The following is a 22,169-nucleotide window of genomic DNA, read 5'->3' on the forward strand; positions in this document are numbered from 1 at the left end:
CAGCCCTAGCGAACCGCAAACGCACACCGGAGCGATAGCCGGAGGCGCTTGCAACCTTTAAGGTCGAACACAATGGACATGCAAACCCGAATCCGCCAACTGTTCCAGGCCAGCATCGAAACCAAACAGCAGGCCATGGAAGTACTGGCTCCGAGCATCGAACAGGCCGGCCAGGCGATGGTCAATGCCCTTCTTAGCGAAGGCAAGATTCTTACTTGTGGCAACGGCGGCTCCGCCGGCGACGCGCAGCACTTCTCCTCCGAGCTGCTCAACCGCTTTGAGCGTGAGCGGCCGAGCCTTCCCGCCATTGCCCTGACCACCGACAGCTCGACGATCACCTCGATCGCCAACGATTACAGCTACAACGAAGTATTCTCCAAGCAGATCCGCGCCCTTGGACAGCCAGGCGACATATTGCTAGCGATCTCTACCAGCGGCAATTCCGCCAACGTGATCCAGGCCATCCAGGCAGCCCATGACCGGGAAATGCTGGTAGTAGCGCTGACCGGGCGGGACGGAGGCGGCATGGCGTCGCTATTGCTGCCAGAAGACGTCGAAATCCGCGTACCAGCCAAGGTCACAGCCCGCATCCAGGAAGTGCACCTGCTGGCTATTCACTGCTTGTGCGATCTGATCGACAACCAATTGTTCGGAAGTGAGGAATGAACGTGCTCCGACTGCCTGTTATCGCCCTAGGCCTGTGCCTGGCCGTCAGCGGCTGTAGTTCGGTATTGACCGCGACCCGCGACGATCCAATTGCCGACAACCGCGGCACCCGCACCATCGGCAGCAAGATTGACGACTCGCTGATCGAAACAAAGGCTGCGGTCAATATCGCCAAAGCCCATCCAGATCTTGATCAGGGCTCGCACATAGTCGTGGCCAGCTACAACGGCGTCGTGCTGTTGGCCGGTCAGACTCCGCGCGCAGAACTCAAGGAAATGGCTGAACGGGCGGCAGGCAGCGTGCAGCGTGTCAAGCGCGTCCACAATGAACTGCAGATCCTGCAGCCATCCTCGGCATTGGCGCGCAGCAACGATTCCTGGCTGACCACCAAGATCAAGACTCAGATGCTTGCAGATAACAGCGTGCCAGGCTCACGGATCAAGGTGATCACGGAAAACGGCATCGTCTACCTGCTGGGCCTGGTTACCCGCCAGGAAGGCAACCGCGCCACCAACCTCGTTCAAGGTGTCAGTGGCGTGCAGCGTATCGTCAAGCTGTTCGAATACATCGACTGAACCACCTCAGGCGCCCGAGCAACGATCCGGGCGCCGCGCTCGTCTACTTGACCACCTTCAAACTCGGACGTCCGCCCGGCCGCGGCGCGTCGTCACCACCGCTCTCGCTTGGCGCATCGTCGTCCGGCGGCGTCGGCTCGATCTCGAACACCATGCCCTGCCCATTTTCCCTGGCATAGATGGCCATCACCGCAGCGGACGGTACGTTCAACGAGTGAGCAACGCCACCGAAACGCCCCTCGAAGCTGATCGCCTCATTATCCATGTGCAGGTGGCGTATGGCGCTTGGCGCAACGTTCAGCACGATCTGCCCGTCACTGGCGAACCCGGCAGGGACCTGCACGCCGGGATAATCGACGTTGACCAGCAAGTGCGGCGTGCAATCATTGTCCACGATCCACTCGTAGAGCGCTCTGACTAGATAGGGGCGACTTGAATTCATGGGAACCCTCTCTCAGCGCATGTTGCGCTCGACGGCGGAAAGACTGGCCTGAAAGGCCTCGCGGGCGAAACTGCGCTCCATATAGTCAAGCAACGGCTTGGCAGCTCGAGGCAACTCGATACCGAGTCTGGGCAAACGCCAGAGGATAGGCAACAGGCAGCAGTCGACGAGACTGATCTCGTCACTCATGAAATACGGCTTTTCCGCGAATATCGGCGACACGCCGGTCAAGCTTTCACGAAGCTCTTTGCGCGCCTGCGCGCGTTCCGGCTCAGCGGTACGCTGGTCAAGGATACGGTCGGCCAGCGAACACCAATCTCGCTGAATGCGATGAACCAGCAGGCGAGTATTCGCCCGCGCAACTGGATACACCGGCAATAAAGGGGGATGGGGGTAACGCTCTTCCAGATACTCCAGAATCACACTCGGCTCATACAGTGCCAGATCGCGATCCACCAGCGTCGGAACACTGGCATACGGGTTCACCTCGGCCAGCTTGACCGGACACTGCCCCGCCTCGACGTCAAGTATGTCCACACTGACGCCTTTCTCTGCGAGCACGAGACGAACGCGATGGGAATAGTGGTCGGCGGGATCGGAGTAGCAGCCCAACCGATTGGTTGCAGCCATAGGTCCTTCCTCACTCTTTTATCTTGAAGCAGAAAAAACACGCGCGCCCAGAGGGCGCGCGCAGGGTACAGCAGTTGGAACGTGCAGCTTAGTGAACGTCTTTCCAGTACTCACGCTTGAGCAGGTAAGCGAACACGAAGAACACCGCCAGGAACAGCAGCACATAGGTACCGATGCGCTGGCTCTCCAGCTTGACCGGGTTTGCCGAATAGGCAAGGAAGGTCACCAGGTTCTTGATCTTCTCGTCATACTCGGCCTCGGAGAGCGTGCCGGTACCAGGCTCGATGACCATCTGATCGCATGCCTCTTTAGTGATCGGCGTGCCGGTCAGAGGATCAAACTGCTTGCGACCGTCTTCGACCACCTGCACCTGCTTGCAGCCCACGACGCGACGCCCCTGAAGCGGAGCCAAGACGTGCGGCATACCGACGTTCGGGAAGACCGTATTGTTGACGCCATAAGGGCGGGCCGGATCTTCGTAGAAACTGCGCATGTAGGTGTACAGCCAGTCGTTGCCGCGAACGCGAGCAACCAGGGTCAGGTCCGGCGGAGCAGCACCGAACCAGACTTTGGCGTCATCAGGCTTCATGCCGATCTTCATGTGATCGCCAAACTTGGCATCAGCAAAAACGACGTTGTCCATCATGACCTCTTCGGGAATACCGAGGTCAGTGGCAACACGCTCATAACGCTGGTACTGCGCGCTATGACAACCCATGCAGTAGTTGGCGAAAGTCTTCAGACCGTCCTGCATGGCCGCTTTGTCAGTCAGGTCGATATCGACCTTATCCAAGTGCACCTCGGTCCCTGCAGCGGAGGCAAAGACCGGCAGAATTGCAAGAATCAATGCAGCAAATTGCTTTTTCATCAGCCAGCCACCCTTTGCGGAACCACTTTGGTCTTCTCGAGCTTGGTATAGAACGGCATCAGGATGAAGTAGCCGAAGTAGATAGCAGTACATATCCGCGCGAGCAGAGTGCGCTCGGGAGTCGGTGCAAGTACGCCAAGCACGCCGAGAATGATGAAGGATACACAGAACGCCAACAGCGTTACTTTGCTCATCCAACCCTTGTACTTCATGGATTTGACCGGGCTTCGATCCAACCAGGGCAACACGAAGAGCACTGCGATCGCCGCCCCCATGGCAATAACGCCAAGCAGCTTATCCGGCACCGCGCGCAGAATCGCGTAGAACGGAGTGAAGTACCAAACAGGAGCAATGTGTGCCGGAGTCTTGAACGCGTTCGCCACTTCGAAGTTCGGCTTCTCAAGGAAATAGCCGCCCATCTCAGGGAAGAAGAACACGACCGCACAGAAGACGAAGAGGAATACTACGACACCGACAATGTCTTTAACGGTGTAGTAAGGGTGGAACGGGATGCCATCGAGCGGCACGCCATTCTCATCCTTGGTCTTCTTGATATCGACACCCATCGGGTTGTTCGAGCCAACCTCGTGCAGCGCCAGGATGTGCAGAACGACCAGGCCAAGAATGACGATTGGCAGCGCGATCACGTGCAGCGCGAAGAAGCGGTTCAGCGTGATGCCTGAGATGAGGTAGTCACCGCGAATCCACTGGGTCAGGTCACCACCGATGACCGGAATGGCACCAAACAGCGAGATGATTACCTGGGCACCCCAGTAGGACATCTGTCCCCAAGGCAGCAGATAACCCATGAAGGCCTCAGCCATGAGCGCCAGATAGATCATCATGCCGAAGATCCACACCAGCTCGCGCGGCTTCTGATAGGAGCCGTAGAGGATCCCACGAAACATATGCAGATAGACCACCACGAAGAACGCGGACGCGCCCGTGGAGTGCAGGTAACGGATGATCCAGCCGTACTCAACGTCGCGCATGATGTATTCGACGGAGGCGAAGGCGCCCTCAGCCGAAGGCTCGAAGCTCATGGTCAGCCAGATACCGGTAAGTATCTGATTGACCAGTACGAGCAGCGCCAGCGAACCGAAGAAATACAGGAAGTTGAAGTTCTTGGGGGCGTAGTACTTCGAAAGATGGTCTTCCCACATCTTGGTCGCGGGGAAGCGGGCGTCGACCCATTCCATGAACTTGCTCATCAGGCGTTCTCCTGGTCCACACCGATGATGATTACATTATCGGTCTCGTACGAGTGCGGGGGCACCGGCAGGTTCAAGGGAGCTGGCTGCGACTTATAGACGCGACCGGCCATATCGTATTTGGAACCATGGCAAGGACAGAAATACCCACCAAGCCAATCGGCACCGAGATCGGCCGCAGCCACCTCAGGACGGAAGGACGGCGCACAGCCGAGGTGAGTACACAGACCGACCACCACGAGCAACTCGGGCTTGATCGACCGGTTCTTCGGATCGACATAAGCAGGCTGCTCGGAAGCCTTGGACTCAGGATCGGCTACCTGGCCGGCAACCTTCTCCAGATTTCCGAGGACCTCGTCGGTCCGACGCACGATAAATACCGGCTGACCGCGCCACTCGGCGACCATCTGCTGCCCCGGCTCGATCTTGCTGATATTTACCCTTACCGGCGCACCGGCCGCCTTGGCCTTGGCACTCGGGAACCACGATCCCACAAACGGGACCGCAGCACCCACCGCTCCTGCAGCGCCCACCACCGAAGTGGCGGCCACAAGGAAGCGACGCCGGCCTGCATTCACGCCGTCATTGCTCATTCAGTCGTCTCCCATCAGCTTCTTATGGCCTGCTTGACGCAGGCATGTACCACGTAAAATTGGGCCGCGAAAAATTCGCCAAATGGTAAAGAAAAGGCCTTCTTCTGACAAGGTAATAGCCTGTCACATAAGCCCTAATGCCCGGCCTTCAGGCTTTCCAGCGCGCGACACACTGTCGCACCGCCATATAAAAACGCACCCCAAAAAAAAACGCCCAGCTCCGAACGAAACTGGGCGTTTCTTTTGAAAGCGCGAATTAGCGCTTGGAGTACTGCGGACGCTTGCGCGCTTTGCGCAGACCGACCTTCTTACGTTCCACTTCACGAGCGTCGCGAGTGACGAAGCCAGCCTTACGCAGCGGGCTGCGCAGAGTTTCGTCATACGAGATCAGAGCACGAGTGATACCGTGACGAATGGCACCGGCCTGACCGCTGACACCACCACCGAGAACGGTGACGTAGATATCGAACTTCTCGACAGTCTCAGTCAGCTCCAGCGGCTGACGAACGACCATGCGGGCAGTTTCGCGACCGAAGAAGTTATCCAGCTCACGGTTGTTGATGGAGATCTTGCCAGTACCCGGGCGCAGAAAGACGCGCGCGGTTGCAGTCTTGCGACGGCCAGTGCCGTAATTTTGAGTCGCCGACATAATGAACTATTCCGTTAAATCTTCAGTTCTTGGGGCTGCTGAGCGGTGTGCGGGTGGCTGGCACCCTTGTACACCTTCAGCTTACGATACATGTCGCGACCCAGCGGGTTCTTCGGCAGCATGCCTTTGACCGCGGTCTCGATCACACGCTCGGGCGCCTTGGCGATCAGCTTCTCGAAGCTGATCGACTTGATGCCACCCGGGAAACCGGAGTGAGAGTAGTACACCTTGTCTGTGGTCTTGGCACCAGTCACACGCACTTGCTCAGCGTTGATCACGACGATGTAATCGCCAGTATCCACGTGAGGGGTGTATTCCGGCTTGTGCTTGCCACGCAGGCGGCTAGCGATTTCGGTTGCCAGACGACCCAGGGTCTGGCCGGCAGCGTCGACGACGAACCAGTCGCGCTTGACGGTTTCCGGTTTAGCAGTAAATGTCTTCATTCGTTATAGCCTCAGGGGCCGCCCTGAAAATAAGACGGCGAATCTTACTGAATGGTGCTCGCCCTGGCAAGGCCAGGGCAGCCGGAAACAGACGCTATCGGGGGCTCGGGTCAGCGCGTCCGCCACGGCAGTGGTTCGGTAGGCTAGGCATCCCCTACCTTTGGCTTGCGTCGACAGGCTAGGCATCCCCGGCGACAGGCTGCGGAATTATCCTGATTACCAGCAAAATAGCAACCGACATTTATAGTTATCGAATTCCGCTACACCCGCTCTCAAGCAGGCACAGCCCACCAAACAGGGAGCCTCACTCCCTAGATCTGCCAGCGTGACATCCAGGGCACTTCGGATACGTCGAACGCTCTCATGAGCACAAGCCGTCCCGTCTTCGTTAAGCTCTTCGGCACTCAGTCTCAGATCACGCGAGGTATTGCATGGAATATCGCTCACTCGGCCGCACAAATCTGAAAGTCAGTTCACTTTGCCTCGGCACCATGACATGGGGAGAACAGAACGACCAGGCCCAGGCATTCGCCCAGATCGACCGGGCGAAGACTGCCGGCATCAACTTCATAGATACGGCCGAGATGTACCCGGTGCCGCCGCGCCCGGAAACCTACGCAACCACTGAGCAATACATAGGAAATTACTTCCAGAGCCGGGGCGACAGAGCCGACTGGATCATAGCCACGAAGATCGCGGGACCCGGCAACGGCATTACCCACATTCGCGACGGTCAACCCAAATTCAATCGCGAACAGATCCGCACCGCGCTCGATAACAGCCTTCGGCGCCTGCAAACCGACTGGATCGACCTGTACCAGCTACATTGGCCGGAACGCAGCACCAACTTTTTCGGGCAGCTGGGCTACCGACATCAAGATGGCGACTTCACTCCACTGGAAGAAACTCTCGAAGCGCTCGATGCCGAAGTCAAAGCGGGCAAAATCCGCCACATCGGCCTGTCCAACGAAACACCTTGGGGCGCGATGAAATACCTGCAATTAGCCGAAGCTCGCGGCTTGCCGCGTTCGGTTTCGATACAGAACCCTTATAACCTGCTCAATCGCAGTTTCGAGGTTGGCCTGGCGGAAATCAGCATCCGCGAACAATGCGGCCTACTCGCGTACTCGCCACTGGCATTCGGCATGCTCAGCGGCAAATACGAGAACGGTGCTCGCCCTGCCAGCGCGCGCCTCACGCTCTTTCAACGCTTCGCACGTTATAACAACCCCCAGGCCAGAGCCGCATGCTCTCGGTACGTTAAACTGGCTCGCGAGCATGGACTGGATCCAGCACAGATGGCGCTTGCGTATGTCACAGCGCAACCCTTCGTCACCAGCAATATCATCGGCGCGACATCACTAGAGCAACTTGAGTCGAATATCCGTAGCGCCGAAATTACGCTCTCGAGTGAAGTGCTAGCCGCAATTGAAGCGATCCACACAGAACAGCCGAATCCAGCCCCCTAAGCCCCTTCACGAAGCACCGACTACTGCGCACCGGCAACAACGAGCACAAAGGAATCACTAGCATGATCGCCGCCCACCTGCTTGCTCCATCCAGCCTGCTGGCGGGCTGGATAATCTATGTGATCGCACTGTTATGGGCGACCTGGCGAGCTCCCTGGGTCGAGCTCTTCAGTGATACTCGCCGTCAGCACTTGCTGTTCGGCGCAATGCTTTCGATCTTTCTGCTCTGGCTGGTGCGAAGGGACTTCGATTCGGGCCTTTCATTCCACTTCATCGGACTGACAGCCGTCACCTTGCTACTGGACTGGCCACTGGCAATCATCGCCGCCCTCATCGCCCAGGTCGGCCTGACACTGACAGGTCATCAACAAGTTGCAGCCCTGGGCATGAACGGCATCCTGCTGGTACTGATCCCAGTGCTGGTCACGGTTGTATGCGCGCGACTCGTAGAACGCGCCCAACCCCGCAACCTGTTCGTCTTCATTTTCTTCGCTGGATTCTTTCCAGCGGCGCTCGCAGCATTGGCGTGCATCCTGGCATCGCTCGGCGTACTGCTATTGGATGGTCGCTACCCGATGCCGCCTTGGCTGGCGGATTTTGCCGGCTACCTATGGCTGGTCATGTTCCCCGAAGCCTTCATCAACGGCACAGCGATTACCGCCCTGGTGGTTTTCTACCCGGACTGGATGGAAAGTTTCAATCAAAGCCGCTATCTGCAGGCGCCATGGAAAGAAGACAAGTAGCGTCAAAGCGCTAGTGCTCGCGCGGAGGCATGTCACCTGAGAACAGATCATCCTCGAGTTCATTGCCCGGAATCGCGTGCGCTTCCGACGCCCAGGCACCAAGATCGATAAGCTTGCAACGATCGGAACAGAACGGCCGGCTTGGGCTTTGCGGCCCCCACTCTACCGGCGCTCCACACGTCGGACACTCAACTATCGCAGCGGTCATACCTGCCCTCCTCGTAACGTCAAATAAAAGCGGTGCAATCGCTCGACCTCCGCCCCTAGCCACGACAGATCTCGATCATTTACCAGCACATCATCGGCATGTTGCAGGCGCGCTTCACGACTGGCCTGCGCCTTGAGAATCGCCCGCACCTGCTTCTCACTGACTTGATCACGTGCCATCGTGCGCGCAACCTGGAGTGACACAGGGACGTCTACAACCAGCACACGATTGACCTGACGGTACTGCCCTGACTCGATCAGCAGCGGAGAAGCCATGATGGCGTAAGGCGACTCAGCCAAGGCAAGATGCCTGGCGATCTCAGCTCGAATCAGAGGATGCAGCAGCTGTTCCAGCCACTGCCTGTCGGCCGGGTTATCGAATATACGCTCACGCAGCCCTTTTCGATCCAGAGCGCCGTCCGCGAGCAAGATGCCTGAGCCGAAGCGCTCGGCGATCTGCAGCAACGCTGGCCGCCCGGGCTCGACCACCCAGCGCGCCGCCTGATCGGCATCGACGACATGTACACCCAGACTGGCGAAGCGATCCAGCACCGCGGTCTTGCCACTACCAATGCCGCCAGTCAACCCGAGAATCCAGGGCTCCATCGCAACCATACCCAGACTAAAAACAGGACGCGCAGTAGTAACTACTCAGCCTGCGAAGCGCAAGCCCAGAACGTCTTTCGTTAAGAGTACAAGTCGGCGGAACGGCTTTCGACTCAGCAATGGTGTCCGACTTAGAAGCGCGCGAAATGGAGATAGCTCTCGGTAATCCGGTCACCCCAAAGCAACGCGATCCAGCCGGCGATCGCCAAGTAGGGACCGAAAGGGATGGGCGTGCTGCTCTCGGCGCGCTGCACCCGCAACAGGATTGTGCCAAGAACAGCCCCAACCACCGACGACAATAGGATGGTAAGTGGTAACACCTGCCCCCCCCCCCAAGCTCCTAACATCGCAAGCAGTTTGAAATCGCCATAGCCCATACCTTCTTTGCCGGTGACCAGCTTGAACAGCCAATAAACCGACCACAGGCTCAGATATCCCGCTACCGCTCCCCACAGTGCACTTTCAAGTGATACGAACAAACCGAAGTTGTTCAGGATGAGGCCAAGCCACAACAGCGGCAGAACTAGCGAATCGGGCAGCAACTGATGATCGATATCGATCATGCTCATCGCCACCAATCCCCAGGTCAGCAACAGCATTGCTCCTGCCTGCCAGGTGAAACCGAAATGCCAAGCGACATAGCCAGAAAGCAGGCCGCACGCCAACTCCACGAGGGGATAGCGACTACTGATCGGTGCGTGGCATGACGAACACTTGCCACGCAAGGCCAGCCAGCTGACCAAGGGGATATTCTCCCAAGAGCGAATCTGATGATCACAGTGCGGGCACCGCGAACTTGGCAGCAGCAGATTGAAGCGCTCACTGATCTGCTCCGGCGGGCACTCGAGATACTCAAGCGCCTGCGCACGCCACTCACGCTGCATCATGATCGGCAGGCGATAAATCACGACGTTGAGGAAGCTGCCGATCAACAAGCCCAGCAAAGCAGCGGACAAAACAAAGGCCAGCACGTGGCTGGCCAGATAATCCATCAACATCATAATTAGACGACGGCACCCAGTTGGAAAATCGGGAGATACATGGCAATGATCAAACCGCCGACCAGCACACCAAGCACCGCCATGATCATTGGCTCCATCAGAGCAGTCAGCCCGTCGACCATATTGTCGACTTCGTCTTCATAGAACGTCGCCACCTTCGCAAGCATCTCATCAAGAGAGCCGGACTCCTCGCCAATCGCCGTCATCTGGATCGCCATACTGGGAAAGGTGCCGGTAGTGCGCATCGAAAAGTTCAGCTGCATACCACTGGATACATCAGCCTTGACCTTCATGGTCGCATTGCGGAATACCACATTGCCGGTCGCCCCAGCCACCGAGTCCAATGCATCGACCAACGGTACACCGGCGGCAAAGGTAGTGGCCAGCGTGCGCGCAAAGCGCGCCACCGCAGACTTATAGAGAATATCGCCGACCACTGGAATCTTGAGCAAAAAACGGTCAAACCCATTGCGGAAACGTTCCGATTTGCCGTGGGCAGTCTTGAAAGCATAAGCCACCCCAAACATGACGAGCAGCACCACGTGCCACCAGGCCTGCAGCGCTTCGGACAAGCCAATCACCATCAATGTAAACGCCGGGAGCTCCGCGCCGAAGTTTGCGAAGACGTCCTGAAACTGCGGAACCACCTTGATCAGCAAGATCGCCGAAACAATGATTGCAACCAATACGACGGCAATAGGGTAATTCATCGCCTTCTTGATCTTGGCCTTCAGGGCCTCGGTCTTTTCCTTGTAGGTTGCCACCCGATCAAGCAGCGTTTCTAGCGAACCGGACTGCTCGCCCGAATCAACCAGATTGCAATAGAGATCATCGAAGTATTGAGGCTTCTTGCGCAGCGCGGTTGCGAAGCTATTACCCGCGGCGACCTCCTGTTTCAGATCATCCACCAGCTTGCGCATGTTCGGATTGTCAAAGCCCTCACCGATGATGTCGAAGGACTGCAATAGCGGCACACCAGCTTTCATCATGGTTGCCATCTGGCGAGTGAACAGGGCGATGTCCATCGGCTTGATCTTTTTGCCAGCACTGAACAGCGAAACCGACTTCTTGCGCACCTTGTGGGGGTTAACGCCCTGCTTACGCAGCTGCGCCTTGACCATCGCGGGGCTCACGCCGTTGAGCTCGCCCTTTATCTTCGCGCCCTGCTTGTTTGTCCCTTCCCAGGTGAACACACTGGTTTTTATCGCTTTCTGCGCCATGTTAGTCCTTGGTCACCCGGTTCACTTCTTCCAGGCTGGTCACGCCCTGCATGGCTTTAACTAGAGCCGAAGTACGCAGATCGTTAAAGCCGTCTTTACGCATCTGGGTGGAAATGTCGATGGAATTGCCGTCCTCCATGATAATCCTGGCCAACGCCGGCGTGTTTTTAACCACTTCATAAATACCGACACGGCCTTTGTAACCACCCTTGCAATTGTCGCAGCCGACCGGGCCATAGATTTTGAACGTCCCGATCTTGTCGGCAGGGAAGCCCTCTTCCAACAGCGCCTCGCGCGGCAGATCGACCTCCTTCTTGCAACTGTTGCAAAGCTTGCGTGCCAGTCGCTGCGCGATGATCAGGTTGACCGAGGTCGCAATATTGAACGCGGCCACCCCCATGTTGCGAAGACGGGTCAGGGTTTCCGCGGCGCTGTTGGTGTGTAGCGTCGACATGACCATGTGGCCGGTCTGTGCCGCCTTAATGGCAATTTCGGCGGTCTCCAGGTCGCGGATCTCGCCCACCATGATGATGTCCGGGTCCTGACGCAGAAACGCCCGCAGCGCCTGAGAGAAGTCCATGCCCTGACGCGGGTTGACGTTGACCTGGTTGATACCCTCCAGGTTGATCTCCACCGGGTCTTCGGCGGTCGAGATGTTCACATCCACCGTGTTGAGAATATTGAGACCGGTGTAAAGAGATACCGTCTTGCCCGATCCCGTAGGGCCGGTTACCAGAATCATGCCCTGCGGCTGCTTCAGGGCATTCATATAGAGCTCTTTCTGATCCTCTTCATAACCCAATGCATCGATGCCCATCTGCGCACTGGACGGATCGAGAATTCGCATCACGATCTTCTCTCCCCAGAGCGTGGGTAGCGTATTGACGCGAAAATCGATGGCCTTATTCTTGGACAGCTTCATCTTGATGCGACCATCCTGCGGCTTGCGGCGCTCGGAGATGTCCAGGCCAGCCATGACTTTCAAGCGTGCGGAGATACGCGGAGCCAGCTGGACCGGAGGCCGCGCCACCTCATGCAGGATGCCGTCCGTACGCAGGCGTACGCGAAAGACTTTTTCGTAAGGTTCGAAGTGCAGGTCGGACGAGCCTCCACGAATGGCGTCGAGCAGCATCTTGTTGACGAAGCGCACGACCGGGGCGTCGTCAGCGGCCTCTCCGCCTTCCTCAGCTTTTCCATCTTCGGTGACGGACTCGACATCGACCCCATCCAGATCGACTTCGCCCAGCTCCTCTAGTCCGGTGGCGCCGCTTTCGTACAGTTTGTCGATGGCCTCGCCCAGCTTGTCGTCTTCCACCAGAATCGACTCGATGCTCAGCCCGGTACTGAACTGGATATCGGCAATCGATTGATGATTAGCCGGATCGGAGATGGCGACATAAAGCTTGGTGCCGCGCTTGGAAAGCGGCAGCACCCGATGTTGGCGGGCCAACTTCTCACTGATCAGATCCTTGGGCAGCGACTCCTTGTTCAGCGCAGACAGGTCCAGCAGCGCTACACCGAATTGATCGGAAGCAAGCTCGGCTATGGCGCGGCCTTTGGCCAACTTGTTCTGCACTACATAGGTGACAAAGGGTGTTTTGCCGCGAACGGCTTGAGCCTGCGCCTGCTGGGCCGTTTTTTCGTCCAACACGCCGGCCACGACCATCTGCCGTGCCAGCCCGGATAGGGAAATGTTTTCGCTCATGGCGGCCTCGCTCCAATCTATGCCCGCCTTATAGCGTAGATGCCGGTGGCTGCAAACAAGGGCGGCGGCAAGTGACGTTATTGGTCACATATAGCCCGCGAAGAGTCGGCCATGAGGTGCAACATAGCTATTTTATTTAGGCGCTTGAAGCATGGGACCCGGGCTGCGCTCGGGAACTAGCTCTCGGTAGCGGCAAGAGCTTGAGGCACTTCACAGTATTGGCCGCTGCGCTCGGCACGGAGGAGAGCTGGCACGCCAACTGCTTTAGTCCTGGCAGGCTCACAGCCTTAACACTTTAAGGAGATACACATGAAAGCTCAGATGCAGAAGGGTTTTACTCTTATTGAATTGATGATCGTTGTGGCGATCATCGGGATTTTGGCTGCGGTGGCTTTGCCTGCTTATCAGGATTACACCAAGCGTGCAAAGGTGTCTGAAGGGTTATCTCTCGCTGCTAGCGCGAAAGCTGCTGTAGCTGAGAACGCTGCTAACGCAAAGCCGTATAACGCAGGATGGACGTCCCCAACTGCAACAGCAAACGTAAAAAAAGTTGATATTGACAATAAAACCGGCCAAATCACCATTACGTTTGATAAGCCCGTTCAGGATGATGGCACTCTTATTCTCCGCCCATACACTGGAGCCAACACAGCTCCGACTGCACTGCCGGATTCGAGCGCTGCATATACTCCTCCTGCCACCAACATCTCTTGGGCTTGCGGTGCAAAAGGCGCAGCAGCGCCTGCCGTCGCCGGCGATCTGGAAGCTAACCTTGCTCCCAGCAACTGCCGGTAAACGCGGTAACGCGGTAAGGCGGATCAATTCGTAAGATGGATTAGCGAAGCGTAATCCGTCGCTCACCGCGAACCTGCTGTATCCGCCGTTGCAAACTAAACGCCTCGCCTTTGTGCGGGGCGTTTTGCTGTTTGAATCGCGGTATGGCGGATCACTTTCCGTATGATGGAATCGCCGAAGGCGCTTCCGTCGGTTACCGCGAATCGGCTGCATCCACCGCCCAACACCGCAACCGCGCCAACCCACTCAAACGTCGGATTACGCCTTCGGCTAATCCAACCTACGTTGACTGGACCTCGCGGATCGGCGAACCGCTTTCCGTATGATGGAATCGCCGAAGGCGCTTCCGTCGGTTACCGCGAATCGGCTGCATCCACCGCCCAACACCGCAACCGCACCCACCCACTCGAACGTCGGATTACGCCTTCGGCTAATCCAACCTACGTTGACTGGACCTCGCGGATCGGCGAACCGCTTTTCGTATGATGGAATCGTCGAAGGCGCTTCCGTCGTTTACCGCGAACCGGCTGCATCCACCACCCAACACCGCAACCGCACCCACTCACTCGAACGTCGGATTACGCCTTCGGCTAATCCAACCTACGTTGCCTGGACATCGCGGAGCGGCGAAACGCTTTCCGTATGATGGAATCGCCGAAGGCGCTTCCATCGTTTACCGCGAACCGGCTGCATCCACCACCCAACACCGCAACCGCGCCAACCCACTCGAACGTCGGATTACGCCTTCGGCTAATCCAACCTACGTTGCCTGGGCATCGCGGGCGGCGAACCGCTTTCCGTAATCGCGGTATGGCGGATCACTTTCCGTATGATGGAATCGCCGAAGGCGCTTCCGTCGGTTACCGCGAATCGGCTGCATCCACCGCCCAACACCGCAACCGCGCCAACCCACTCGAACGTCGGATTACGCCTTCGGCTAATCCAACCTACGTTGACTGGACCTCGCGGATCGGCGAACCGCTTTTCGTATGATGGAATCGTCGAAGGCGCTTCCGTCGGTTACCGCGAATTGCCTGCAACCATCAACTCGACACCGCAACCGTACCCACCCTCGCGAACGTCGGATTACGCCTTCGGCTAATCCAACCTACGTTGCCTGAACATCGCGGAGCGGTGAACCGCTTTTCGTATGATGGAATCGCCAAAGGCGCTTCCATCGGTTACCGCGACTGGGCCACACCTCCGACGGCTGATCCAACTTACACTTTTGGCTCATTAATACGTCGAGGGGGCAAGGATGCCTAACTATCGTCGCGCCCTGGCTCCAGGGGCGAGCTGGTTTTTTACGGTGAATCTTCTTGAGCGGCGCGGCAATGATTTGCTGGTGCGACACATCGATGTTCTGCGGACCGCCGTCCGGAGCGTGCATCGACTCCATCCCTTTACTATCAATGCCTGGGTGGTTTTACCCGAGCATATGCATTGCGTCTGGACACTACCGCCGGGTGATGCGGACTATTCGCTGCGTTGGCGCTTGATCAAAACGTTCTTCAGCCGCGCCTTGCCCCTGGACGAATACCGTTCGGCTGTACGCCTGCATCGCGGCGAGCGGGGTATCTGGCAGCGCCGTTATTGGGAACACCTCATCCGTAACGAAGCCGATTTCCGGCGGCATATGGATTACGTGTATGTAAACCCACTCAAGCATGGCCTGGTTCGGCGCGTTGGGGATTGGCCCTATTCGAGCTTTCACCGCGACGTTCGTGCCGGGCTGTACCCTGCCGACTGGGCGGGCGATCCGGAGCTTGTATTGCCAAGAGCCAAGCGTTCTACTCGCGGCCTGATGCATCCTTCTCCGTAGGATGGAATCGCCGAAGGCGCTTCCGTCGTTTACCCCGAACCGGCTGCATCCATCGCCCAACGTCGAAACCGCACCCACCCTCCGAAGGTCGGATTACGACTTCGGCTAATGCAACCTACGTAAGGCATTGACGGGCTATCGCTGGCCCTCACGCAGCCTGCTGGGCTAGCATCGGTCCCTTCTTGCCGCGAGACATGTCGCAGGCGATACCGATTTTTCAGGAGGAACCATGCCCTTTACCGTTTACCTGTCCGGGGAAATCCATACCGACTGGCGCGTTGAAATCGAGCGTGGCGCCAAGGCCGCCGAACTGGATGTAGTCTTCACTTCCGCCGTAACGGATCACGAAGCCAGCGATGCCGCCGGCGATTGCCTGGGCGCCGAGCCTAATGGCTTCTGGCGCGACCATAAGTCGTCCAAGGTAAACGCGATCCGCACCAAGACGCTGATTCAACAAGCCGATCTGGTGGTGGTGCGCTTCGGCGACAAGTACAAGCAATGGAACGCCGCATTCGACGCCGGTTACTGCGCAGCCCTGGGCAAGCCTTATGTGACGCTCCATGGCGACGACATCGTGCATCCCCTGAAGGAAGTCGACGCAGCCGCCATGGCTTGGGCGACCACCACCGAGCAGGTCGTGGAGATTCTGAAGTACGTGCTTCGCGACTGATACGGCTGGTTTGCAGGCTGAGCGATGGCCTGTATTCCCCACAGGATGTTTTTCGGCGAGCCCGGAATTGGCCTTGCCAAGACGGAGGAAAGCGAAGCACCACATTGATCGTAGGGTGCGTTCCACGCACCGAGCGGTATCAGGACGGGAACAAGCCATACCTGGCGTCACGTCTACTGGCTTCAGCATTTTCCGGTGCGCGGAGCGCACCCTACAAAAGTCCGGTTTCTGATGCGGCAAAACAAAACGCCTTGCAGTTCAAACTGCAGGGCGTTGTCGTTACCGGTACTAGATCAGATCGCGCCGCGCTGACGCAGCAGATCGATGACCTGCTTGGCACCCTCTTCCACCGTCAGCGACTCAGTGTCGATCACCAGATCGGCATTGCCCGGCACATCGTAGGGGAAGGACTCGCCGGGAATGTTGTCATCGCCAGCAGCGTACAAGCCTTGCGGATCGCGTTGCTGACAGGTCAGCGGCGAAGCCTGGACATAAACCGTAAGCAGGCGATCCGCACCTACCAACGCCTTGGCCTGTTCGCGGCCTTCGGCATCCGGTGCGACGAAGGCCGCCAGGGTCAAAAGACCCGCCTCGTTGAACTGGCGCGCCACTTGGGCGGCACGGCGCCAATTCTCGGTGCGACCGGCACGGTCCTGCGGCAGGCCCTTGTTCAGGTCGTGGCGCAGGTTCTGGCCATCCAGTACGTAAACAGCCCGCCCCATATCGAACAGTTTGCGCTCCACGGCGTAGGCCAAGGTGCTCTTGCCGGCACCGGACAGCCCGGTAAACAGCACAGTGGCAGGTTGCTGGCCAAAGCGGATCGCGCGCTCTTCGGTCGATACGTGAGCCAGCGCACCGTGATGCCCAGTAGAACCATGAGCAAGCGGATCAGCGATGATCATGCCGGCACCAACGGTGCCGTTGGTGAGCCTGTCGATGACGATGAATGAGCCAGTGGTGCGGTTCTGCGCGTAGCCATCCAGCGCGATCGGCGCATCCAGGCTGACCTTGACGCGACCGATTTCGTTGAGCTGCAGGCTGCTCGCAGCGCCCTTCTCCAGCGTATTCACATCCACCTTGTGGGCGATACTGGCGATGGAGGCCGGCACGTAGCTGGTAGCGCGCTTGATATCGTATTTCTTGCCCGGCAGCATCGGCTCTTCGCCCATCCAAACGAGCATCGCCTCGAAGCCGTCGGCGATACGCGGACGACTATCGGCATGCACCAGCATGTCGCCCCGCGAGACATCGATTTCGTCTTCGAGCGTCAGGGTAACGGCTTCACCCGGCGTCGCCTGCTCGAGTTCGCCATCGAACGTGACGATGGACTTGACCCGACTGATCTTGCCGGACGGCAGCACGGCGATCTCGTCGCCTTTGCGCACGATGCCGCTCGCCAGGGTGCCGGCGAAGCCGCGGAAGTTGAGATTCGGGCGGTTGACGTACTGCACCGGGAAGCGCAGGTCGTCGAAGTTACGGTCGCCGGCGATCTCGACACTCTCGAGAATCTCCATCAGCGACTGCCCCTGGTACCAGGGTGCGCGCTCGCTGCGATTGACTACGTTGTCGCCCTTCAGCGCCGACATCGGCACGAAGTGCAGAGACGACGGCTTGAGTTCGATGCGATCGGCAAATGCCAGGTAGTCGGCCTTGATCTTCTCGAACACGTCCTGATCGAAGTTCATCAGGTCCATCTTGTTGATGGCGACGACGATATGCTTGATGCCCAGCAACGAGGTGATGAAGCTGTGGCGCTTGGTCTGGGTCTGCACCCCGTAGCGGGCATCTACCAGGATGATCGCGAGGTCGCAGGTGGACGCGCCGGTGGCCATGTTGCGCGTGTACTGCTCGTGGCCGGGGGTGTCGGCAATGATGAACTTGCGCTTGGCGGTACTGAAATAACGGTAGGCAACGTCGATGGTGATGCCCTGCTCGCGCTCGGCCTGCAGCCCATCGACCAGCAGCGCCAGATCGACGTCTTCGCCAGTGGTACCGACCTTCTTGGAGTCGCGGGTGATCGCTTCAAGATGGTCCTCGTAGATCATCTTCGAATCGTGCAGCAGGCGGCCGATCAGCGTGCTCTTGCCGTCATCGACGTTGCCGCAGGTCAGGAAACGCAGGAGTTCCTTGCGCTCGTGTTGCGCCAGGTAGGCGAGGATGTCGGCGGAAATTAGGTCGGATTGGTGGCTCATTGCATTCTCCGAGCTGGAAGCTGGAAGCTGGAAGCTGGAAGTAACAGCTCCTCGCATCGACAACTTGCGCTCTGCTAACAGTCTTTACGAATGGTTTGAATCAAACTGGACAGCATGGCGGCGATTTCGCGGGTTTCCTGGATACTGGGTCCTGCAAACTCTTCCGTTACGAAGCCTGCCTCGCGACCTATATAAAGTTGCGTTCGCAGTTCCGCGCAGGAACCTTTGGCAATCAGCAAAAACCGTATTTTTTCCTTCGCTCCTCCCCTACTCATGCCTTCGGCAATATTGCTGGGAATTGATAAGCCTGAGCGAGTGATCTGGTCCTTGAAGCCTAATTCACGAGAACCACTCAGCTGTCGATACAAATTTACCGACAGCCTTGCCGATCGCTTCCATACCTCCAACTTTTCGAAATCCATACAGCGCTCCATGCTGCTTTCACTTCAAGCTTCCGGCTTCAAGCTTCCAGCTATCACTCGTTAAAAGTACCCCTGGCGTTTCTTTTCCTCCATCGAGCCGGTGGCGTCATGGTCGATGACGCGCCCCTGGCGCTCGGAAGTGCGGGTCAGGAGCATCTCCTGGATGATTTCCGGCAGGCTGGTCGCGGTCGACTCGACCGCACCGGTGAGCGGGTAGCAGCCGAGGGTGCGGAAGCGGACCATACGTTTTTCGATGCGCCCTTTTTCCTCATCAGTGAGGTGCTCGAGAATCCGCTCATCGTCGATCATGATCAGCGTGCCGTTCTTCTCGATGACTTCCCGCTCGGCAGCGAAGTACAGCGGCACGATCGGGATCTGCTCGAGGTAGATGTATTGCCAGATGTCCAACTCAGTCCAGTTGGAGAGCGGGAACACGCGGATCGACTCGCCCTTCTTGACCTTGCCGTTGTAGAGATTCCACAGCTCAGGGCGCTGGTTCTTCGGATCCCAGCGGTGCTTGCTGTCACGGAAGGAGTAGACACGCTCCTTGGCGCGGGATTTTTCCTCGTCGCGACGGGCACCACCGAAGGCAGCGTCGAAACCGTACTTGTCCAGCGCCTGCTTGAGTCCTTCGGTCTTCATGACGTCGGTGTGCTTGGCACTGCCATACGTGAAGGGATTCATGTCCTGCGCCACACCCTCGGGGTTGATGTGGGTGATCAGCTCAAGGCCCATCTCCTCGACCATCTTGGTGCGGAAGCTGTACATCTCCTGGAACTTCCAGCGGGTGTCGACATGCAGCACCGGGAACGGCAGCTTGCCAGGGAAGAAGGCCTTGCGCGCCAGGTGCAGCATTACGGCCGAATCTTTGCCGATGGAATACAGCATCACCGGGTTGCCGAACTCTGCAGCGACCTCACGAATGATATGGATGCTTTCCGCCTCCAGCTGTTTCAGATGCGTCAGTTTGTCGACCATGGCTACTCACGATTTGGCAGATGGACGGCCGGCCGGCCGTGGAATGGGCGCAACTCTAACACGACCTTCAATTCTAATCAGGCCGCCTTTTAGACCTAAAAGCTATAGATTTATATCGACTCTCCGCCGTGCCACGGGACCGTGAAATGGGGGGCTCCACGACTCACTGCGCTTGTGGAGCAAGCTTTACGCGGGGTTTGGGCAATCAATGAATTGGTGCTCGATGCCGAAGCGGCTTGCTAGGTACTCACCCAGCGCACGGACCCCATAGCGCTCTGTCGCGTGATGGCCGGCAGCGAAGAAGCTCAGGCCATTTTCACGCGCGATATGTGCCGTGGGTTCGGAGATTTCACCGGTGATATAGGCGTCTACTCCGGCCGCCACAGCCTGATCGATATAGCCCTGGGCACCACCGGTACACCAGGCGACACGCCGAATCGGGCGGTCGCCGGCGACCATCAGCGGCTCCCGTCCAAGCACGTCATGGATCCGACGCATGAACTCAGCCGGCGCCAGCGGTTTCTCAAGGGAGCCCACCAGCCCCACCGAGCGCGGATTGCCCGGCTCCAGCGGACCGTCGGAGCGAAGACCGAGCAATACGCCCAATCGGGCATTGTTGCCGACCTCAGGATGCACATCGAGTGGCAGGTGGTACGCCAGCAGGCTGATGTCATTGCTCAGCAAGGTTTTCAGGCGGCGCTGCTTCATGCCGACGACACGAGCATCTTCGTTCTTCCAGAAATAGCCATGATGGACCAGGACCACATCGGCGCCCGCCTCGACTGCCGCATCCAGCAATGCCTGGCTGGCCGTCACACCACTGACGATCCGCGCGACCTGAGAGCACCCTTCGACCTGCAGGCCATTGGGGCAATAATCGGCAATCCTCGCGGCATCCAGATATCGATCTGCTTCCTGAACCAGAGCGGTGAGCGCAACAGTCATGGCAACCTCTTGGTAAATGCGATATGGCTCGATAGATTTCTAGTCGAACCCTCACGGCAAATCATGCACACATGAAGCTGCATTTCAGTTGGAGCTTCGTATAATGCCGCCACCTTAAGGGGCGCTCCCCGCGCCCGCAACTCTGTCCGGACCCCTGCGCGATGTTCAATGCCCTACGTTTTCTCGGCTGGCCGTTGCTGGTCGGCCTGCTCGTAGCACTGCTGATCATCCAGCGCTATCCGCAGCTGGTGGGTATAAAGGAGCACGACATCGGGCTACAGCAGGCACCGCTGGTTGCCAGCGCACCGCAGCAGGGCCCTTATTCGTACGCCAACGCGGTGGCGGCCGCTGCGCCAGCAGTTGCCAACCTCTACACCACCAAGGTCATCGAGAAGACCGAGCAGCAACCGCTGTCCAAGGATCCACTGTTCCAACGCTTCTTCAGTGACAACCTGCCGAGGCAACGGCGCATGGAGTCGAGCCTCGGTTCTGCGGTAATCATGAGTTCCGAAGGCTACTTGCTCACCAACAACCATGTGACCGCCAACGCCGAGCAGATCGTCGTGGCCCTCAAGGATGGCCGGGAAACGCTGGCCCGGGTGATTGGCAGCGATCCGGAGACCGACCTTGCCGTGCTGAAGATCGACCTCGCAGACCTACCGGCCATCACGCTCGGCCATTCCGATCGCATACGCGTCGGCGACGTCACCCTGGCGATCGGCAACCCCTTCGGCGTCGGCCAGACCGTCACCATGGGCATCATCAGCGCCACCGGCCGCAATCAGCTGGGCCTGAACACCTACGAGGATTTCATCCAAACCGATGCGGCGATCAACCGAGGCAACTCGGGCGGCGCGCTGGTGGATGCCGGCGGCAACCTGATCGGCATCAATACCGCCATCATTTCCGAATCCGGCGGTTCGCAGGGCATCGGCTTCGCGATACCGGTGAAGCTGGCACTGGAAGTGATGAAGTCGATCATCGAGCACGGCCAGGTCATTCGTGGCTGGCTGGGCGTGGAGGTGCAGTCGCTGACTCAGGAGCTCGCGGAGTCCTTCGGTCAGGAAGGACGACCAGGAATCGTGGTGGCGGGTGTCTACCGCGACGGCCCGGCGGCACGGGCCGGGCTTCAGCCAGGCGACCTGATCCTGAGCATCGACGGAGTGCAGTCAGCCGACGGGCGCAGCTCGATGAACCAGGTTGCGCGCGCGCGTCCGGGCGAGAACATCGACATCGATATCCTGCGCAATGGCAAGCCACTGACCCTTACCGCCGAAATTGGCATGCGACCACCGGTGAACGCTGCGCCGAAATAGC

General features: G+C 58.3%; 24 protein-coding genes. 8 read left to right on the plus strand and 16 right to left on the minus strand.

From position 1 onward, the window contains the following. The first annotated feature begins 72 nt into the window (after positions 1 to 72). Entirely contained in the window at positions 73 to 666 is a 594-nt protein-coding gene (locus P5704_008170) for a phosphoheptose isomerase (protein WOF80434.1), read from the plus strand. Continuing rightward, positions 663 to 1,241 (plus strand): BON domain-containing protein, encoded by a 579-nt coding sequence (locus P5704_008175; GenBank protein WOF80435.1) that lies wholly within the window; start codon positions 663 to 665, stop codon positions 1,239 to 1,241. The genes P5704_008170 and P5704_008175 overlap by 4 nt, the downstream gene beginning before the upstream one ends. A 43-nt stretch (positions 1,242 to 1,284) precedes the next feature. On the opposite strand, the gene P5704_008180 is transcribed toward P5704_008175, so the two are convergent. From P5704_008180 to rplM, 7 genes are all read right to left on the minus strand, one after another. Beyond that, entirely contained in the window at positions 1,285 to 1,683 is a 399-nt protein-coding gene (locus P5704_008180; GenBank protein WOF80436.1) for a ClpXP protease specificity-enhancing factor, read from the minus strand. A 12-nt stretch (positions 1,684 to 1,695) separates the two neighbouring features. Then, positions 1,696 to 2,313, minus strand: coding sequence for a glutathione S-transferase N-terminal domain-containing protein (locus P5704_008185; protein WOF80437.1), 618 nt, complete (start codon positions 2,311 to 2,313; stop codon positions 1,696 to 1,698). 88 nt (positions 2,314 to 2,401) lie between these two features. Next, a complete protein-coding gene (locus P5704_008190) occupies positions 2,402 to 3,181 on the minus strand; it encodes a cytochrome c1 (protein WOF80438.1) in 780 nt (259 codons plus the stop codon). Next, positions 3,181 to 4,392 (minus strand): cytochrome bc complex cytochrome b subunit, encoded by a 1,212-nt coding sequence (locus tag P5704_008195; protein ID WOF80439.1) that lies wholly within the window; start codon positions 4,390 to 4,392, stop codon positions 3,181 to 3,183. Before P5704_008195 ends, P5704_008190 begins: the two co-directional genes overlap by 1 nt. Beyond that, a complete protein-coding gene (petA, locus tag P5704_008200) occupies positions 4,392 to 4,985 on the minus strand; it encodes a ubiquinol-cytochrome c reductase iron-sulfur subunit (GenBank protein WOF80440.1) in 594 nt (197 codons plus the stop codon). Before petA ends, P5704_008195 begins: the two co-directional genes overlap by 1 nt. Before the next feature lie 256 nt (positions 4,986 to 5,241). Further along, entirely contained in the window at positions 5,242 to 5,634 is a 393-nt protein-coding gene (gene rpsI / locus P5704_008205; protein ID WOF80441.1) for a 30S ribosomal protein S9, read from the minus strand. 14 nt (positions 5,635 to 5,648) lie between these two features. Next, positions 5,649 to 6,077 carry a 50S ribosomal protein L13 gene (gene rplM, locus P5704_008210; GenBank protein ID WOF80442.1) on the minus strand — a complete coding sequence of 143 codons (429 nt, stop codon included), beginning with the start codon at positions 6,075 to 6,077 and terminating at the stop codon, positions 5,649 to 5,651. A gap of 431 nt (positions 6,078 to 6,508) precedes the next feature. Here rplM and P5704_008215 point away from each other — a divergent pair, with 431 nt between their 5' ends. Together P5704_008215 and P5704_008220 are read left to right on the plus strand one after the other, a co-directional pair. Continuing rightward, a complete protein-coding gene (locus P5704_008215) occupies positions 6,509 to 7,546 on the plus strand; it encodes an NADP(H)-dependent aldo-keto reductase (protein ID WOF80443.1) in 1,038 nt (345 codons plus the stop codon). 62 nt (positions 7,547 to 7,608) lie between these two features. Continuing rightward, complete coding sequence (locus P5704_008220) at positions 7,609 to 8,289, plus strand: energy-coupling factor ABC transporter permease (protein ID WOF80444.1); 681 nt, start codon at positions 7,609 to 7,611, stop codon at positions 8,287 to 8,289. 10 nt (positions 8,290 to 8,299) lie between these two features. On the opposite strand, the gene yacG is transcribed toward P5704_008220, so the two are convergent. From yacG to pilB, 5 genes are all read right to left on the minus strand, one after another. Then, entirely contained in the window at positions 8,300 to 8,497 is a 198-nt protein-coding gene (yacG, locus tag P5704_008225) for a DNA gyrase inhibitor YacG (protein WOF80445.1), read from the minus strand. After that, positions 8,494 to 9,102 (minus strand): dephospho-CoA kinase, encoded by a 609-nt coding sequence (gene coaE, locus P5704_008230; GenBank protein WOF80446.1) that lies wholly within the window; start codon positions 9,100 to 9,102, stop codon positions 8,494 to 8,496. The genes yacG and coaE overlap by 4 nt, the downstream gene beginning before the upstream one ends. A 131-nt stretch (positions 9,103 to 9,233) precedes the next feature. Next, positions 9,234 to 10,103 (minus strand): A24 family peptidase, encoded by an 870-nt coding sequence (locus P5704_008235; protein WOF80447.1) that lies wholly within the window; start codon positions 10,101 to 10,103, stop codon positions 9,234 to 9,236. Between the two features lie 2 nt (positions 10,104 to 10,105). Beyond that, positions 10,106 to 11,323, minus strand: a complete 1,218-nt coding sequence (locus P5704_008240) for a type II secretion system F family protein (GenBank protein ID WOF80448.1) — start codon at positions 11,321 to 11,323, stop codon at positions 10,106 to 10,108. A gap of 1 nt (position 11,324) precedes the next feature. After that, positions 11,325 to 13,028: a type IV-A pilus assembly ATPase PilB gene (gene pilB, locus P5704_008245; GenBank protein ID WOF80449.1), complete on the minus strand. Its 1,704-nt coding sequence runs from the start codon at positions 13,026 to 13,028 to the stop codon at positions 11,325 to 11,327. A 309-nt stretch (positions 13,029 to 13,337) separates the two neighbouring features. On the opposite strand from pilB, the gene P5704_008250 reads away from it, so the two are divergent. From P5704_008250 to P5704_008260, 3 genes are all read left to right on the plus strand, one after another. Next, positions 13,338 to 13,823, plus strand: a complete 486-nt coding sequence (locus tag P5704_008250; protein WOF80450.1) for a pilin — start codon at positions 13,338 to 13,340, stop codon at positions 13,821 to 13,823. Positions 13,824 to 15,081: 1,258 nt separating this feature from the next. Further along, a complete protein-coding gene (locus P5704_008255) occupies positions 15,082 to 15,645 on the plus strand; it encodes a transposase (protein WOF80451.1) in 564 nt (187 codons plus the stop codon). A gap of 229 nt (positions 15,646 to 15,874) precedes the next feature. Next, positions 15,875 to 16,315, plus strand: coding sequence for a YtoQ family protein (locus P5704_008260; GenBank protein ID WOF80452.1), 441 nt, complete (start codon positions 15,875 to 15,877; stop codon positions 16,313 to 16,315). A gap of 293 nt (positions 16,316 to 16,608) precedes the next feature. Here P5704_008260 and cysN read toward each other — a convergent pair whose 3' ends face one another. From cysN to P5704_008280, 4 genes are all read right to left on the minus strand, one after another. After that, a complete protein-coding gene (gene cysN / locus P5704_008265; protein ID WOF80453.1) occupies positions 16,609 to 18,507 on the minus strand; it encodes a sulfate adenylyltransferase subunit CysN in 1,899 nt (632 codons plus the stop codon). Between the two features lie 74 nt (positions 18,508 to 18,581). Continuing rightward, on the minus strand, positions 18,582 to 18,929 hold the full coding sequence (locus P5704_008270) for a four helix bundle protein (protein WOF80454.1): 348 nt from the start codon (positions 18,927 to 18,929) through the stop codon (positions 18,582 to 18,584). Between the two features lie 60 nt (positions 18,930 to 18,989). After that, a complete protein-coding gene (cysD, locus tag P5704_008275; protein ID WOF80455.1) occupies positions 18,990 to 19,907 on the minus strand; it encodes a sulfate adenylyltransferase subunit CysD in 918 nt (305 codons plus the stop codon). Positions 19,908 to 20,093: 186 nt separating this feature from the next. Continuing rightward, positions 20,094 to 20,852: a Nif3-like dinuclear metal center hexameric protein gene (locus tag P5704_008280; GenBank protein ID WOF80456.1), complete on the minus strand. Its 759-nt coding sequence runs from the start codon at positions 20,850 to 20,852 to the stop codon at positions 20,094 to 20,096. Between the two features lie 161 nt (positions 20,853 to 21,013). On the opposite strand from P5704_008280, the gene algW reads away from it, so the two are divergent. Continuing rightward, on the plus strand, positions 21,014 to 22,168 hold the full coding sequence (algW, locus tag P5704_008285; GenBank protein WOF80457.1) for a Do family serine endopeptidase AlgW: 1,155 nt from the start codon (positions 21,014 to 21,016) through the stop codon (positions 22,166 to 22,168). Position 22,169: the final 1 nt, after the last annotated feature.

Origin of the sequence: Pseudomonas sp. FeN3W, from assembly GCA_030263805.2 — a bacterium.
GTDB lineage: Bacteria > Pseudomonadota > Gammaproteobacteria > Pseudomonadales > Pseudomonadaceae > Stutzerimonas > Stutzerimonas stutzeri_G.

What these genes read in the sequence shown, in the direction of transcription:
- rpsI (WOF80441.1), bottom strand. Translation starts at nt 5,634, where the DNA reads ATGTCGGCGACTCAAAATTACGGCACTGGCCGTCGCAAGACTGCAACC.
- coaE (WOF80446.1), bottom strand. Translation starts at nt 9,102, where the DNA reads ATGGAGCCCTGGATTCTCGGGTTGACTGGCGGCATTGGTAGTGGCAAG.
- P5704_008185 (WOF80437.1), bottom strand. Translation starts at nt 2,313, where the DNA reads ATGGCTGCAACCAATCGGTTGGGCTGCTACTCCGATCCCGCCGACCAC.
- P5704_008170 (WOF80434.1), top strand. Translation starts at nt 73, where the DNA reads ATGGACATGCAAACCCGAATCCGCCAACTGTTCCAGGCCAGCATCGAA.
- yacG (WOF80445.1), bottom strand. Translation starts at nt 8,497, where the DNA reads ATGACCGCTGCGATAGTTGAGTGTCCGACGTGTGGAGCGCCGGTAGAG.
- P5704_008215 (WOF80443.1), top strand. Translation starts at nt 6,509, where the DNA reads ATGGAATATCGCTCACTCGGCCGCACAAATCTGAAAGTCAGTTCACTT.
- P5704_008255 (WOF80451.1), top strand. Translation starts at nt 15,082, where the DNA reads ATGCCTAACTATCGTCGCGCCCTGGCTCCAGGGGCGAGCTGGTTTTTT.
- P5704_008195 (WOF80439.1), bottom strand. Translation starts at nt 4,392, where the DNA reads ATGAGCAAGTTCATGGAATGGGTCGACGCCCGCTTCCCCGCGACCAAG.
- P5704_008180 (WOF80436.1), bottom strand. Translation starts at nt 1,683, where the DNA reads ATGAATTCAAGTCGCCCCTATCTAGTCAGAGCGCTCTACGAGTGGATC.
- cysN (WOF80453.1), bottom strand. Translation starts at nt 18,507, where the DNA reads ATGAGCCACCAATCCGACCTAATTTCCGCCGACATCCTCGCCTACCTG.
- P5704_008270 (WOF80454.1), bottom strand. Translation starts at nt 18,929, where the DNA reads ATGGATTTCGAAAAGTTGGAGGTATGGAAGCGATCGGCAAGGCTGTCG.
- P5704_008235 (WOF80447.1), bottom strand. Translation starts at nt 10,103, where the DNA reads ATGATGTTGATGGATTATCTGGCCAGCCACGTGCTGGCCTTTGTTTTG.
- rplM (WOF80442.1), bottom strand. Translation starts at nt 6,077, where the DNA reads ATGAAGACATTTACTGCTAAACCGGAAACCGTCAAGCGCGACTGGTTC.
- P5704_008280 (WOF80456.1), bottom strand. Translation starts at nt 20,852, where the DNA reads ATGACTGTTGCGCTCACCGCTCTGGTTCAGGAAGCAGATCGATATCTG.
- P5704_008175 (WOF80435.1), top strand. Translation starts at nt 663, where the DNA reads ATGAACGTGCTCCGACTGCCTGTTATCGCCCTAGGCCTGTGCCTGGCC.
- algW (WOF80457.1), top strand. Translation starts at nt 21,014, where the DNA reads ATGTTCAATGCCCTACGTTTTCTCGGCTGGCCGTTGCTGGTCGGCCTG.
- P5704_008240 (WOF80448.1), bottom strand. Translation starts at nt 11,323, where the DNA reads ATGGCGCAGAAAGCGATAAAAACCAGTGTGTTCACCTGGGAAGGGACA.
- P5704_008250 (WOF80450.1), top strand. Translation starts at nt 13,338, where the DNA reads ATGAAAGCTCAGATGCAGAAGGGTTTTACTCTTATTGAATTGATGATC.
- pilB (WOF80449.1), bottom strand. Translation starts at nt 13,028, where the DNA reads ATGAGCGAAAACATTTCCCTATCCGGGCTGGCACGGCAGATGGTCGTG.
- P5704_008190 (WOF80438.1), bottom strand. Translation starts at nt 3,181, where the DNA reads ATGAAAAAGCAATTTGCTGCATTGATTCTTGCAATTCTGCCGGTCTTT.
- cysD (WOF80455.1), bottom strand. Translation starts at nt 19,907, where the DNA reads ATGGTCGACAAACTGACGCATCTGAAACAGCTGGAGGCGGAAAGCATC.
- P5704_008220 (WOF80444.1), top strand. Translation starts at nt 7,609, where the DNA reads ATGATCGCCGCCCACCTGCTTGCTCCATCCAGCCTGCTGGCGGGCTGG.
- P5704_008260 (WOF80452.1), top strand. Translation starts at nt 15,875, where the DNA reads ATGCCCTTTACCGTTTACCTGTCCGGGGAAATCCATACCGACTGGCGC.
- petA (WOF80440.1), bottom strand. Translation starts at nt 4,985, where the DNA reads ATGAGCAATGACGGCGTGAATGCAGGCCGGCGTCGCTTCCTTGTGGCC.